This window comes from Nocardia sp. NPDC058518 (genome assembly GCF_042719655.1).
Lineage (GTDB): Bacteria > Actinomycetota > Actinomycetes > Mycobacteriales > Mycobacteriaceae > Nocardia.
In genome coordinates, this window is the sequence record NZ_JBHXNJ010000008.1 from 15,381 (window position 1) to 28,900 (window position 13,520).

Here is a 13,520-nt window from a genome sequence, read left to right on the forward strand (position 1 = left end):
TGTAGCGTGCGGTCGATGGGTATGCCGAAGAATCAGCCGAAAGGGCTGAACGCGCCGATGACGACGCGGATCATCCGATACGGGTCGCGCGTGCAAGCGTGGGTCTATCGCCGCACCAACGGGCGCGTCGGCGGAACCTGGCGGATCGGCGCCGGGTTCCGCCGCCCGGTGCCGACCCTGCTGCTCGAACATCGAGGTCGCAAGTCCGGCAAGATCTTCGCCGCGCCGCTGCTCTACCTCGTCGACGGCCAGGATCTCGTCATCGTCGGCTCACAGGGCGGCCTCGCGAATCACCCTCAGTGGTATCTGAATCTGCTCGCGGATCCGAACGCGCACGTCCGGATCCGCGCCGAGCACTACCCGGTCCTGGCCCGTGTCGCCGATGCCGAACAGCGGCAACGGTTGTGGCCGCTGTTGACCGAGCTCTACGCCGATTTCGATGTTTACCAGTCGTGGACCGAGCGGGAGATCCCCGTGGTGCTCCTCTCCCGCACCGGCGCCTGAGCGGTCAGTCGGTCGAGAGCCGGTCGTCGTAGGCACGGCGGGCATCGCGGTCGACATCGATGAAGGTGCGGTGCACGCCCAACCGCCGAGCCATGAATTCGCCGAGCGGGCGCGGGGTCAGCCTGTTGAAGGCGGCGAGCACGCCCGCGAGGCGGGTGACCGAGACGCGTCGGCGTGGCCGGGCGATCAGTGCGGCGACCGCGGCGGCGACATCGGCCGGGTCGGCGAGTAATGCGCGCGGAGCACGGGTTCCGGTGATCATCTCGGTCCTGGTGAACGTCGGCAGGACCGCCGAGAACCGCACGCCGGTGCCGCGGTGCTCCAGGCGCATGGTCTCGGTGAAACTGAGCACGGCCTGCTTGCTCGCGCAGTAGGTGGCCATCCCCGGCGTCGGGTTCTCACCGGCCATCGAGGCCATGTTCACGATATGGCCGCGGCCGCGAGCCAGCATCCGCGGCAGCACGAGTTTGGTGCCGAGGGCGACGCCGTAGACATTGATATCGAGTATCCGGCGGGTGATCTCGTCGGACTCCTCGGTGAACCGGCCGACCGGCATGATGCCCGCATTGTTGATCAGCACATCGACAGGGCCGCAGGACTTTTCGACCTCGGCGAGGAAGGCGGCGTACGAGGCGGGGTCGGTGACGTCGAGGTGCAGCGCCACGGTTGCCGCGATCTCTTTTCCGGTGTCGAAGACCGTGGTCGCATCGATGTCGCCGATGGCGACGATCGAGCCTGCGTCGACGAGTGCGCTCGCGACCGCCCGTCCGATACCGCGGGCTCCGCCGGTGACAACGACTACTTTGCCGACGGTGGACCGCGCCGTTCGTTCATCAGACATGTGTCCAGATTCTATTCTGGACGGTATTCCAAATCAACCCCCGGACAACCGCCGACGCGGTGTGGTTCACCGAGGCGTCGGGACTGACGAGTAACATCCGGACGCATGTCTGAAAGCGATTCCATCAGCCTCGAAGCGACCAGGCGTCGATTGACCGGTAAGCAGGCCGACACCGTCGATCGGCTGACCAGGGCCGCGCTGGTGGTGCTGACACGCGATGGCTTTTCCGGCATGACGATCCGGCTGGTCGCCGCGGAGGCCGGCGTCGCCACCGCGACCGCGTACACCTACTTCTCATCCAAGGAGCACCTGGTCGCCGAGATCTTCTGGCGTCGCCTACTGGCCTCGCGTTCACCCGCGAGCGATGATCCCGACTCGACCGTGCGAGTGCTCGCCGAGCTGCGCAATATCGCGCTGCTGGTGGCCGAAGAGCAGGAGCTGGCCGGCGCGGTCACCGGCGCGCTGCTGGGGTCGGACCCCGATGTCGAGCACCTGCGCACCCGCATCGGGATCGAGATCCGCGGCAGGATCGCGCGGGCGCTCGGCCCGGACGCCGACAACGAGGTCATCGAATGGCTCGAGATCATCTACGCCGGTGCGCTGGTGCGGGCCGGAATGGGCTACGAGTCGTACTCCCAGATCGCCGACCGCATCGAGCGGGCCGCGCTGAGGATTCTGCGGCCCGCCTGACGCTCAGGGTTCGAAGCTCGCCAGCATCTGCTCCAGCGCAGCCTGATCGGGACCGACGAACGGTGCGGCGTGGGGCGCCTCGGCAAGCATGTCCAGGTATTCCGAGGTGCGTCCTCGGGCGGGCGGAAGATGTGTACTGAGAATCCGTTGCGGGTCGAACGCACGCAATTCCGACACGGTGGCAAGGTATTTGCTCTCGTTCACAATGTGCACCCACGGGCTGTCCACCGCCGTCCAGAGATGCTGCGCCGCACGAATCGCGTCAGACGGCGCGTAACCGACGTCGTCGGCGGTCGCGAGCTCGGCGCTCGGCATCGGAGCGCCGAAACAGTCCGAGGTGAAACATGATTCGCTGTGTTCGTCGTAGAACCCGACGGTGCTCGGGTTGTCGAACAGCGGTGGGCGAAAAGCGGTCAGGCGTCGGTCGCCGACATCGAGGGACTGTCCCGGATTCAGCAGGTACACGCGATTCATCGGGACCGGTCGAGCGCACGACATGATGCCGAGGCCGAGGAATGTCGTGACCAGCCGGGCGTTGGGGGCGGCATCGAGCAGGTCGAACAGCGATCCGGTGTGGTCGCGATCGGGATGGGTGAGCCAGATCCATTCCACGTCGACGGGATCCACCACCGAACTCAGCGCCGCCATGAATCCACGGTCGGGCAGGCTGAGTCCGGTGTCGACGACGACGGGTTCCGCCGCGTGCAGAACGTAGGCGTTGACCGGTAGATGGCCGATACCCGGAACCTCCAGTTCATCGGCGAGAACAGTGATGTCGTGCTGGATTCGATTGATACGCATGGCGTTTCCTCAGTCCTCGAAATCGACCCGAATGATCGAGCGTGCGATGACGGCGAGATCGTCGGCGGTCGGGTCGTATCCGCGCGTGATCTTCAGCCCGAGCTCGAACGGACGGGCACCGTCATCCATCGCCGCTCGCAGCGCGGCACCGACTTGTGAAGGTGCGGCATCGACGAGCACCGCCCGGCCGTGGCGGACATGCCCGCGATGGGTGACGGTGACGGGTGCCCCGCCGACAATCAGTCGCATCAATTCCGGCGGCGGCGGACTGAGGCGCACATTCGTGGTTCCGGTGTTCGTCATACATCGAGGCTAGGAATCTCCCGGTCGCCGCGACATCCCACAAACCTGGTATTTCCCCTGGTCCGAGTGCGGCCTACCGTTGATCTGGTGAGCACGGATTCGATGCAACGCGCCGCCGACAAGATCGGGCGGCTGTGCCGGGAGCCGCACGATCTGGTGTCGCTGTGGCAGGAGACGACCGAGGTTCTTGCCACCGCCGTCCCGCACTACTGGACGCCGTGCTGGTACACCCTCGATCCCGCGTCGCTGCTGATGACCAGTCACTTCCACCTCGGCCTCGCCGAGTTTCCGCCGCAGTGGCTGGCCGAGGAATACGGCGAGGAGCGCAACGGCATCGTCGATGTCGTCCAGTCGGTGACCGGATTATCGACGTTGCACGAAGCCCTCGGCGGTGACCCGTCGAAAAGTGAACGCTGGCAACGCAATATGACGATGGGTGGCGATCAGGAATTGATCGCGCGACTGCGCACCCGCTCCGGTGAGGTGTGGGGGGCGCTCGCGCTCTATCGCGAACCCGGTGCCGCGATGTTCGACCCCACCGAGAAGGAATTCGTGGCGACGGTGGCGCCGACACTGGCCGACGGCGTACGCCGGGCCCTGCTGATCGGGCAGGCGGGCGAACCCGAGTACGCGGACTCGCCCGGCCTGCTGGTGCTCAACTCGGCATGCGAGATCGAATCGGCCAGCGCCGGTGTGCAGCGCTGGATATCCGACCTGCCGGACGGCGACTGGGATCGCGCGAAGCTGCCCAGCGCCGTGGTCACCCTCGCCGCCCGCGCGTTTCGCAATGCGGCTGACGACCGGCCCGACGAGGTGCTCGTGTCGCGAGCGCTGTCCAGGTCGGGAACCTGGGTGGTGCTGCACGGCGCCCGCCTGACCTCGACGGCGCAGACCAGGGTGGCGGTGATCATCGAACCCGCCCACCCCAGCCGCATCTACCCGCTGCTGATGTCGGCCTATGGGCTCACCGAGCGCGAGCGCGACGTCACCCGGCTGGTGCTACAGGGCGCCTCGACATCGCAGATCGCCCAGGACATGACCGTCTCGGCACATACGGTGCAGCAGCATCTGAAGAGCATCTTCGACAAAACCGGCGTCCACAGTCGCCGTGACCTGGTCGCCAAGGTGTTCTTCACCCACTACGAACCCCGCTTCCGGGACAACGAGCACCGCGTCACCGCCACCAAACCGGTCCGGGGTGGACCCTGGCCGACGTACTGACCTACCTGTCGACGGTGCGGCTATCGATCCGCGCACTGGATCACCGCTACGGCTCGTCCGAAGATCTTCCTGCCGTCCTGTTTGGCGGTGATGGCGATCGTCGCGGTCTTGCGGTCCGGATCGACAGCCTTCACTTTGCCCGTGTACTCGACCGTGGCTCCGCCGGTCGGGACGTAGACCGGGCTGGTCAGCCGTACCGCGTATTCGGTCACCACGCCGGGATCGCCGGCCCATGAGGTGATATACCCCGCGCCGATGCCGATCATCAGCATGCCCTGTGCGACAGGCGAATCCAGGTCCACCGACGCCGCCGCGTCGTCGCTCCAGTGAATGGGGTTCGGGTCGCCTGCCACACCTGCGTAATTGACCAGATCGCCGAGTCGCACGGTCACGATTCTCGGCGGAAGTTCGTCGCCGACGGCTATCGCGCTGAACGGCAACATATTCCGGCTTCGGTCTGTGACCCGACGTGGCCGATCGGGATGCTCGGGTGTGTGGAGTTGCCGTGGAATCGACGTGCCATGGCGGAAGTTCTGCATCAGCAGTCCGTCGCAGATGCGCGTGGCGGCGATGTTCACCTCCGGCCTGCCGACGAAGGACGTGCGTGTGGTGACGACTTCGTCGCCGTGCTGGTCGGTCACCGAACATTTGAATCCGAAGATTTCGCCGCCGAACGCTTTTCGGAGCGATTCGAACTCGACCTCGAAACGCAATGCGTCGCCCGCCAGGATCGGCCGGTGGATAGTGAGGGAGTGGTCGGTCTGCATGATCTGGCTGAGGTCGTAGCCCTGGACGACTCGATCGAACATCCCTATCTGGGCCAGAAACCCCGGTATCGAGATGAACGTCAACGGCGCGACGAGGCCGGTGTAACCGTGCTCGGCGGCCGCCTGCTCGGACCGGTGAACCGGATGATGATCCTGAACCGCACGGGCGAACTCGCGGATCTTCTCGCGCCCGACGACATAGCAGTCGCTGGTTCGATAGGACTGCCCGAGCATCGGTGAGGACGTGGCTGAATCGGCGGGTGAATCGAGCAACCTGGAGTCGTCTGGAGTCGGGCGCACACCCCGCAAGATAGCCAATGACCAGCAATTCAGGCGATATTTGCCGTTCCTAGAGTGTCGCAAGGGTACGGGCCGCCGGTCGGCGACGAAACGATCGTTTCACGGGTGCGATTGCCGAGGCGAGAGCTGGTCGATCTGTTCGCGGAGGATGTCTCCGTGGCCCGCGTGACGCGCGAACTCCTCGATCATGGCGAGCAGAGTCCATCGCATGCTCACCGTCCCTTCGCGAGGATTGTCCTTGGTCTCGTCGAGGTCGAAGCGAGCGGCGATCACCCGTGATCGCCCGCTCGCGCGCTCGAATTCGGCGATCACCTCGGCGAGCGACTCGTGGTCGGCGACGACGAAAGTGCCCTCGTCCCGCTTCGAGTATCCGTCGCATTCGGATTCGTCGAGTCCGCCCCAGAACCGCTGAAACCAGATCCGTTCCGCCGCGGCGGCATGTTTGATCAACGAGATCGGTGTCGTCAGCGACGCGACGAGCCGTCGGCGGGCATCGGCATCGGACAGCCCGCGTGCGGTCGCGATCAGCGCTTCGCGGTTGCGATCGAGCGTGTTCTCGATCATCGCTCGCTCGGCGCCGATGGTAATCGGGTTGGTAACCATAGACTTTCACTCCATTCTCTTGCTGATCGAAGTCATCGGCGATGCTGGGTAACCGGAGCGTCAGCGACTGATCCCGGGTCGGGCACCACGCGTCCAGTGACGGAGGCGAACCAGGGGAGGGGCGAATCTGATGTGCTCGTCGCGGAATGCGTGCCGAGGAAGGGGATGCGGGTCGATCTACACCGCAGCCAAGACTGGCCGAGCACCGAAGAACGCGATGCCGCCTGGCGCCAGTATGCCACATCGCCGATAGACTTGGGAGCAAACCTCAGTACCGAGCGTAGGCTTCACCGCTACGGTCTAGGGGCACGCCGCAAAGCCCATCGCGGATGCGCCCCGCCCGGCGAGCCGCCACCCTGCTCGTAATCACCGGAAAATGGTCGGCGCCGGAATTATGTTGCGCAAGAGTACCTTTCGGAACCACGCCAGGTCCGTGAGGCCGTGCGACACCGGCGACAACCAACCTGTCGACCTGCTCGCCGCGATCATCGCCGACTGGCGCATGCTCGCGTTCACCGATCTCACCGACGGCGCGAGCTGGTGATTGTGTCCGTTTGCGGCTCAACGGCCCACACGGTGAATTCAGGGGGTTCCGACCTGCAATCGTTGATCACTTCCGCAGCGACGCCATCATCCTTTCGGCGTATACCCGAGCGACATCTGCGACTTCGGAGTCGTTGATCGCTCGCCCGTCACCGACCTCGACAAGCAACGTGATCTGCAGGTTCAGAACGCTGTCCAGTACACCGATTGTGTACTCGAGACATGACCCGTCGGCTGAGTGGTGACAGCCGTCCGAATCCGATGTGAAATACGCCTGCTGTCCGAGGCCAGAAATCTCGACCACCTCGGTGCCAATCTGAGCAAGATTCTTCCAAGTACGGTAGCCCTCCTCCGCCCGGGAGCTCAGCGATACCAACACTGAGAGTTCGGCGACATCGTAGAAGTTCTGATTGCGGATCAGGCAGCGCAAGGACCCACCACGGTCACCTTTCGCTGGTGTCTCAGTGTGCTCGATTGTCTTCCGCTGGTCTTCCCACCGGTTCAACGGCGACGGATCTACCAGGTCGCAGGCATTCTCGACGCCATCGACGGTATAGGCGTCTGAGGAGCCGAACCCACCGCCAACGAACAGCGCGGCACCGATCGCCAGCATGACCACGACGGCCAGGACTACACCGCCGATGATCCACCGTGTGTGGTTTCGTGCCCCTGGGCCAGGCGGCGGCCCGGGAGCGTGATACCCATTGCTGAACGACTGCTGGTGCGGCACCCCTCCGTGCGGAGGAGCAGGCCACGTCGGCCATGAGGCACCGCCTGGCCCCGACTGAACAGCAGGTGGGTACTGATCAGCGGGCGGCCTCTGTCCAGGCATGCCCATCGGATTGTTGTAGCCCTGACCCGGATACCCCACGTGGATCTCTTTCTCCATTGAAACGAAGTCGAGCGCCGATCAGGCTAGCAGCCAACGACCCGATCACTCCCGAGCAGCGCGCTGCAGGTGAACCCGACCATTAGCACCGCTGGTCCACACGTGTCGTACACTGCGCCAGGCAATATCGGCACGATGTGCTCGACACACCTGAAGTCCACGGGGGGACAGGTTCTCAGATGACCGGACCGTTACCGGGATACCCGCCAGGCAGGCACGACCAACAATCCCGTGACAACCGTGCGCACCCCCAGCAGCAGCCAGCGTGGCAGACACCCGGACATGCAACCAGCGGACCGCACAATCCTGTGCCACCCAGCCTCGCGCCGCAGTGGTCGTCGCCAAATCCTGGTGTCCGAGCACCCGGGCCAACTCACTACGGGCAACCCGGCTTTCCGTCCCCGACGCCAGCGGGCGCTGGTCCGCGTCCGCCTTCAGGCTCCGGCAAGATACTCCTAGCCTGTCTGGCCACGATCTCGGTGGCGGTCGTCGTGATAGTGGTGTCGGTATTCGCGATCGGCGGCGGTGAAGATTCCGGTCGTGAAGCGGCACCGGGCTCACCCTCGTCGGCTTCGGCCACCTCCGCCGCCCCCACGACTACATCGTCGTATGATCTGCTCGACAAGAGCGGCCGGGCTTTTCCCACCCTGCTGCCCCAGTCGGCGAACGGTCCTCGAAAGTCCGGTGCCGCTTATCAGAATGCGGAATGTACCGCGAAGAAGCGTAGCGATTACAACAGTCTGAAAATCGAGCCGATGGCCTCGTCTCCCTGGGTTCTGCTGTGGGACTGCAAGAAAGACCTCAAATCCGCCGAGAACCCAATGCTCGCCCAGGACTACGTGATCCTTGGGTACGGCTCCGCTGCCGATGCGCAGGCGGTCATTTCCTCTTTGCCACCCCACAGCACCGAAGCCGGCAGTAAAGATGGCGAGGCATTTATCAGTCACGACTGGACCGTTCCCGGAGAAACAGCTCCCGGCGGCATTGTTCCCTATCATACGGTGAACAAAGTGGTCAGTTTCGACAACGATCCTGACCGTTCGAACTATCTGCTGTTCATCAGCGTGTGGGGAACAACGGGAGACAGGTTACCGTCCGGTGTAGTGACTACCGCGCCACCGTATGCCCAAGACACTGTCAGGGGATGGTGGGATGCGGCGACACTGTGACCGACCGAATTATCACGTTCCCAGCGGATCCATTGCCGCTCTCGAGTACGAGATGAGTCTCTTCGTATGACACAACCACCACCGAGACACAGCCCGTATCGCCCGACCTCGCAGCACCCCTATCCACAGCAGCCACCACATGCACCGCAGCCCTACCTGCCATCTGGCCCCGGCCAGCGGCCCCACCAACCGTCAAGTGGGCACAGGGCTTTGATCATCACCACCCTGGCGGTAACGATGATCGCCGTCCTAGTCGGGGCAGCGGCCCTGATCCATCAACGATCCTCGACACAAGCGACCTCGCCACCTGCCGATGTCCCCGCTTTTCCCTCGGCGAGCTCACTGCGACCGATACCAACGTCTACGACCCAGCGCGGACCGCAACAAGTTGCCGCACTTGGCGATCACCCGCTGTCCACCGACCGCAACACCGGGCTCTACGATATCGCCTGCACCTACGCACCGTGGGCGTCGGAAGCTGACCAAGCGCGCCGCTTCTACGAAAGCGCCCTGGCATGTATGAACAAAGCCTGGCGCACGGTGACGTCAGACAAGATATTACCGTTCTCTGAACCCAATCTGGAAGTTCCCACCCGCGCAGCGTTGGCATCGAGCCCGTGCACACGATCCTCCACCAACTCCTTTGCGGCGTTTTATTGCCCTACCAACCACACCATCTACATGCCGATGGACACCATCGGAATCGATCAGTACGGCGACGATTCGGTCATCTACCTCGGTACCCTCGCCCATGAATACGGGCATCACGTGCAGAGCATCTCGGGAATCACATCAGAAGCCAATATGAAGCGATGGATTTTCGGCGACGGTACCCCTGATGAGCTCGACATGTCGCGCCGCCTCGAGCTGCAAGCGCAGTGCTTCGCTGGCATGTTCTTCGTGGCCGCATACAGCAGTTTGAGTCCCGCTCAGTACACGCGCGTCATCAGCGATCGGTCCCAACGAGGCGACTATCACGGCGACAGCCCTGATCACGGCTCTCCTCAGAACAACGGGGCCTGGGTGAAACGCGGAACCGAAAATAGCCTGGCTGAATGCAACACATGGAGTGCACCGGCCAGTTCAGTCTCCTGACGAGCCGGTCTTCAGGGCCGCTGAAAACTGATCGGAGATAGCGAGGTCATCCCCTATGAGACAAGCCAGGAAGCACACGTTGAACTGGCGCCGGACCTCGCCATCGCTGTAGGCGATCACGTGGCGCGGATCGGTGTAAGTCCCGACGAGACCGGTGATTTCGATGTCGAGTCCGGTTTCTTCCTTGGCTTCTCGGACGGCGCAGCCGGGGAGGCTGTCGGTCATCTCCATGCGCCACCAGGCAACGCCCACAGGGCGTTGTACAGGACACCTGTCACAGAAGAATATGCAGGCGGCATGTGCGTATGTTGCTGCCCAGTTGGTCGATAGTCGTAAACCCTTGCTGGCTCACATCTGGTGCGGCGCCAGGATCGGCACACCTGCCCGCACCGCATCCCAGTCAGTGCCTACTTGCTGCGCCAATGCCCGTGGCAATAAGGTGTGTCGCTCCGCCTGTTCCTGGATCAGGAGGGCAGTATCGAGTTCGATTCCCACGGGAGCGCCGGTTGCGGCCAGTCGGTCCACCCGCTGCTGCATGAGCTCGAACAGCCGATGATCGAAATCTGTTACAGCGTCGATGAATTCATCCGTGCCGACCGAAACCCGACCCGACAGCGGTGCGGTGAAGGCGATTTCACCATCGGGATCGACAGAGAACTGCCAAGCCACGGTGACAGTGTCTACAGGATCGACCGTGCGCCACCACCTCAGCACGGGCCCGAAACGTAGATAGCCGGTGTCGATGCACCGCTGACCGTGGGAGTCGTAGGCGGCGTCGATCTGCGTGTTGTCCAAGACCTCGTCGGTGTCGACCCATTCTGTGGATCCGGCTGCCACGAATCCCGCCAGATCGTCCGGCACGGGTTCGAGTATGTACGGCAACGCGTGCAGAATGTCCTCCCACAGTCGGACCACGTAATAGTCCACCCACGGCGGCGCTTGGTCGCCCTCGCGTGGGAACGTGGCCATCGTCTGCTCGGTATATCGCAGCAACTCGATTCCACCCATCTCTAGGCAGAACCAGCCCTCGGTGAGGGCGAACCAGTGCAGACGCCGGCTTCCAGCAGACCCCCACGGACTGACCTCGTCGACCGGCACCAGCTCGAACCGGAATCGCATCATGCCTCGATACAACCAGATCGCCGCAGGCTGACGGCCGCTCATCGTCGTGAGAGATCCACGCATCGGCAGAAGCGAACGTTCGTGGCCAGGGGAGTGCGTTCCTGCAGCGGCCTGGCGTCATCGAGCCTGATTCAATGCGCGCCCAGCTCAATCGTGCCGTAGATGACGATCTCCGCTTCGGCCAACGCGGCGAGCTCGACGAATCGCTCGAGCTTGTCCAACGGCAGGAAACCGAGCACCAGTCCATCCCTGCCGGTGAAGACGCCGATCAATGCGGTGCCGAACGTACGGCAGTGATCGGCCAATAACCGAAGGTAGGTCTGGAGATCGGTCTCGGTCTCGCAGAATTTGGCATCGCCGTCGTACCAGTCCCAGGTAAATCCTTCCGGACAGGTGGGTAGCAGGGCCAGGCGGCTGCGAATCGTGTCTGGACCGGCGGATACGCGATCGAAGTAGACCAAACCACTGTCGATGCCGTCGACCAAGACCTCGATCACCGCGTCTTCTGGGTCGAATACCGACCACGACGTATTCTCGAGGGCGTTCTCCAACCTGCCACAAGCCTTTTCGATGTCGGGTGCGATGAGTGAGACAAGGTCGAGAAGTGCCGCCCGTTGCGCCGCCGCGATGTGCGCGCTGTGGAACCTATCGAGAGGCCGGGGCAAGAAGTCGATGGCTACTACGTAGCCGCGGTCGTAGCTGTCGAGGTCATCGAGTAGCCAGCCTTCATTGGGCCGGATCCGATGAAACCTGAACGTGCCGTTGGTTTCGTTGGTCGCAACGATGCATCGCAGCGGAATCGGTGTGCTCAGTTCCCCGGCCAGTCGCCCGACCTCCCGCGCCAGGGCGATGCCTTGTCGAAGCAGGGTCCGCTGCGCGTCGATACCGATGATCGGCACCTCGGCATGAGCTCTGTCTACGGGCACAAAATCTTCGAGGTGGAGGACGGTATGAAAGCACTCCCACCCGATGAGATCGAAGTATCGCCCGGGTGCGTCATCAGCGTGCGCGGGAACTGGTGCCCAGCACACCACCTCGTCGCGGCATCCGATCCCGCCGTCCACCCATGTCCGCAAGCCGGACGCCAAGCCCTCTTCTGGATCGAGGCCGCCGAAACCGTCCCGCAGACTGAGTAGTTTTGCCGTGCGGTCGTTCATCGTCACCGTGAGCACGATCAAAGCTATCGCTCATACCTGCTTCGAAAGAACGCGGCCGAACAGACGTGGTCGACAGCGCGCCGTTCTCAGAGAAACCGTCCACCAGCGGATCCGAAGTACCCGACCCGCAACGTCCCTGGGTCTGGCGTTGCGCACGCTGCGCTCACATAGTTGCGCCCCACTGGGGTGAGGGCGACCTTGCGACTCGTCCGGTCGAACAACGCCACCCCGACCTGGCGTTCGACCGCCTTGATTGCTCGATGTCGGCGAGGCGTTTCACGTGCGCTAACCCGAGTGTGAAGTGCGGATTACCGAGATGCAGCTCAGCGATGGTTCGAACCGGTTGCGGTCGGGCGAGGTCGAAGTCGTTCGGTGATCCGACCGAAGTGCAGCGCCTAGCACAGCGTCAGAAACGCCTCGATCTCGTGCCGCTTCACCTGTGCCCCGCGATCATTGCCCGCTGGTTAACGACCCTTGGGTGATTTGTCGTTGATCACGGTCGGCGAACGCTCGATCATTGAACTTCGTACGGGAAATATTCAAAGAGGTCGGTTTTGACCTGGTGGTAGCGGCCGCCGGCAATTCACCGGCCGAACATCGCACTGTCTCGTCCTGAGAGTTGGATCATGCTCACCCCCCTCGCCTATGGCCTCGCCATCTTCCTCATCGTCTTCGTCCTTTTCATCGGAGCACGGTTTCTGCTGACCCCGGAATCCGCCGCCGACGGCTTCGGCGTACCCGCGAAACCAGACGGAGACGCGGCGTACCTGACTGTCAAAGGATTGCGTGACTTCACCTCTGGCGTCATCGGCCTGGCGTTGATCATCTTCGCCAACGCGGACGCGGTCGGCTGGTACATGCTCGCTGTCGCGCTCATCCCCCTCGGCGACACGCTCATCGTCCTGCGCCACGGGGGAACAAAGGCCACCGCGTTCGGCATCCATTTCGCCACCGCAGTGGTTGTACTGATCAGTGCCGCTCTACTATTCATCGCCTGAATCCGAGGAATGTCGTGAAAAAGATCGTCAACGCGGCGCACACCTACATGATCGTCGGCCTTGTCTCCGGCCTCTACTACCGCGAAATCACCAAACTCAACGACTTCACCGGCGACTCCCAACTCGGGCTTGTCCACACCCACCTGCTGGCCCTTGGGATGCTGTTCTTCCTGATCGTCCTGGCGCTGGAGAAGCTGTTCACGCTCACGGCGGAAAAGCTGTTCAACCCGTTCTTCTGGACCTACAACGCAGGCTTAGCGCTGACCGTCACTGTGATGACCGTGCGCGGCACCCGGACGGTCCTCGGCCACGAAACAAGCGAAATCGCAGCTCATCTCGCAGGAGGCGGCCACATCTTTCTCACCGTTGGTCTGGTTCTGTTCTTCATCACGCTGGGCAAACGCGTCCGTGAAACCCCCGCGCCGATCCGATCCGAAAGTCTTGCCGCGTGAAAGACGCCGATCCGTGCCTGCGCGAGCCCATAGCAGCGACCAAAGACGTTGCAGCATTGACGACC

At 63.2% G+C, this 13,520-nt stretch carries 17 protein-coding genes; 7 read left to right on the forward strand and 10 right to left on the reverse strand.

Annotated features, from left to right (window positions below; genetic code table 11):
- The first annotated feature begins 21 nt into the window (after positions 1–21).
- Positions 22–504, forward strand: coding sequence for a nitroreductase family deazaflavin-dependent oxidoreductase (locus ACFWPX_RS16105; RefSeq protein WP_378928223.1), 483 nt, complete (start codon positions 22–24; stop codon positions 502–504).
- A gap of 4 nt (positions 505–508) precedes the next feature.
- Here the strand turns inward: ACFWPX_RS16105 and ACFWPX_RS16110 are convergent, their stop codons facing one another.
- Entirely contained in the window at positions 509–1,345 is an 837-nt protein-coding gene (locus ACFWPX_RS16110) for an SDR family oxidoreductase (RefSeq protein ID WP_378928014.1), read from the reverse strand.
- 105 nt (positions 1,346–1,450) lie between these two features.
- On the opposite strand from ACFWPX_RS16110, the gene ACFWPX_RS16115 reads away from it, so the two are divergent.
- Complete coding sequence (locus ACFWPX_RS16115) at positions 1,451–2,035, forward strand: TetR/AcrR family transcriptional regulator (RefSeq protein WP_378917101.1); 585 nt, start codon at positions 1,451–1,453, stop codon at positions 2,033–2,035.
- Between the two features lie 3 nt (positions 2,036–2,038).
- Here the strand turns inward: ACFWPX_RS16115 and ACFWPX_RS16120 are convergent, their stop codons facing one another.
- Positions 2,039–2,836, reverse strand: coding sequence for an MBL fold metallo-hydrolase (locus ACFWPX_RS16120; protein ID WP_378928015.1), 798 nt, complete (start codon positions 2,834–2,836; stop codon positions 2,039–2,041).
- A 9-nt stretch (positions 2,837–2,845) separates the two neighbouring features.
- Positions 2,846–3,139 carry a hypothetical protein gene (locus tag ACFWPX_RS16125; RefSeq protein ID WP_378928016.1) on the reverse strand — a complete coding sequence of 98 codons (294 nt, stop codon included), beginning with the start codon at positions 3,137–3,139 and terminating at the stop codon, positions 2,846–2,848.
- Positions 3,140–3,226: 87 nt separating this feature from the next.
- Between ACFWPX_RS16125 and ACFWPX_RS16130 the strand changes: the two genes are divergently transcribed.
- Complete coding sequence (locus tag ACFWPX_RS16130) at positions 3,227–4,360, forward strand: helix-turn-helix transcriptional regulator (RefSeq protein WP_378928017.1); 1,134 nt, start codon at positions 3,227–3,229, stop codon at positions 4,358–4,360.
- 20 nt (positions 4,361–4,380) lie between these two features.
- Here ACFWPX_RS16130 and ACFWPX_RS16135 read toward each other — a convergent pair whose 3' ends face one another.
- The 3 genes from ACFWPX_RS16135 to ACFWPX_RS16145 all read right to left on the reverse strand — a co-directional run bounded on the left by ACFWPX_RS16135 (position 4,381) and on the right by ACFWPX_RS16145 (position 7,186).
- The gene (locus ACFWPX_RS16135) at positions 4,381–5,427 is read right to left on the reverse strand and encodes a fused (3R)-hydroxyacyl-ACP dehydratase subunits HadA/HadB (protein ID WP_378928018.1); all 1,047 of its coding nucleotides are present in this window, start codon (positions 5,425–5,427) and stop codon (positions 4,381–4,383) included.
- Positions 5,428–5,526: 99 nt separating this feature from the next.
- Entirely contained in the window at positions 5,527–6,030 is a 504-nt protein-coding gene (locus ACFWPX_RS16140) for a DinB family protein (RefSeq protein ID WP_378917093.1), read from the reverse strand.
- Positions 6,031–6,640: 610 nt separating this feature from the next.
- Positions 6,641–7,186, reverse strand: a complete 546-nt coding sequence (locus ACFWPX_RS16145) for a hypothetical protein (RefSeq protein WP_378928019.1) — start codon at positions 7,184–7,186, stop codon at positions 6,641–6,643.
- 755 nt (positions 7,187–7,941) lie between these two features.
- Here ACFWPX_RS16145 and ACFWPX_RS16150 point away from each other — a divergent pair.
- Together ACFWPX_RS16150 and ACFWPX_RS16155 are read left to right on the forward strand one after the other, a co-directional pair.
- Positions 7,942–8,631 carry a hypothetical protein gene (locus ACFWPX_RS16150; RefSeq protein ID WP_378928020.1) on the forward strand — a complete coding sequence of 230 codons (690 nt, stop codon included), beginning with the start codon at positions 7,942–7,944 and terminating at the stop codon, positions 8,629–8,631.
- 210 nt (positions 8,632–8,841) lie between these two features.
- Positions 8,842–9,726 carry a neutral zinc metallopeptidase gene (locus tag ACFWPX_RS16155; protein ID WP_378928021.1) on the forward strand — a complete coding sequence of 295 codons (885 nt, stop codon included), beginning with the start codon at positions 8,842–8,844 and terminating at the stop codon, positions 9,724–9,726.
- Here the strand turns inward: ACFWPX_RS16155 and ACFWPX_RS16160 are convergent.
- The 4 genes from ACFWPX_RS16160 to ACFWPX_RS16175 form a co-directional block, all read right to left on the reverse strand.
- Entirely contained in the window at positions 9,715–9,951 is a 237-nt protein-coding gene (locus ACFWPX_RS16160) for an NUDIX hydrolase (RefSeq protein WP_378928022.1), read from the reverse strand. The two genes, ACFWPX_RS16155 and ACFWPX_RS16160, sit on opposite strands and share 12 nt — an antisense overlap.
- A 123-nt stretch (positions 9,952–10,074) precedes the next feature.
- Positions 10,075–10,911: a DUF5984 family protein gene (locus ACFWPX_RS16165; RefSeq protein WP_378928023.1), complete on the reverse strand. Its 837-nt coding sequence runs from the start codon at positions 10,909–10,911 to the stop codon at positions 10,075–10,077.
- Between the two features lie 68 nt (positions 10,912–10,979).
- Positions 10,980–12,011: a hypothetical protein gene (locus ACFWPX_RS16170; RefSeq protein WP_378928024.1), complete on the reverse strand. Its 1,032-nt coding sequence runs from the start codon at positions 12,009–12,011 to the stop codon at positions 10,980–10,982.
- 80 nt (positions 12,012–12,091) lie between these two features.
- Positions 12,092–12,259: a LysR family transcriptional regulator gene (locus ACFWPX_RS16175; protein WP_378928224.1), complete on the reverse strand. Its 168-nt coding sequence runs from the start codon at positions 12,257–12,259 to the stop codon at positions 12,092–12,094.
- Between the two features lie 372 nt (positions 12,260–12,631).
- On the opposite strand from ACFWPX_RS16175, the gene ACFWPX_RS16180 reads away from it, so the two are divergent.
- Both ACFWPX_RS16180 and ACFWPX_RS16185 read left to right on the forward strand, forming a co-directional pair.
- Entirely contained in the window at positions 12,632–13,003 is a 372-nt protein-coding gene (locus tag ACFWPX_RS16180) for a DUF4267 domain-containing protein (RefSeq protein ID WP_378928025.1), read from the forward strand.
- A gap of 14 nt (positions 13,004–13,017) precedes the next feature.
- Positions 13,018–13,455 (forward strand): DUF2871 domain-containing protein, encoded by a 438-nt coding sequence (locus ACFWPX_RS16185; protein ID WP_378928026.1) that lies wholly within the window; start codon positions 13,018–13,020, stop codon positions 13,453–13,455.
- Positions 13,456–13,520: the final 65 nt, after the last annotated feature.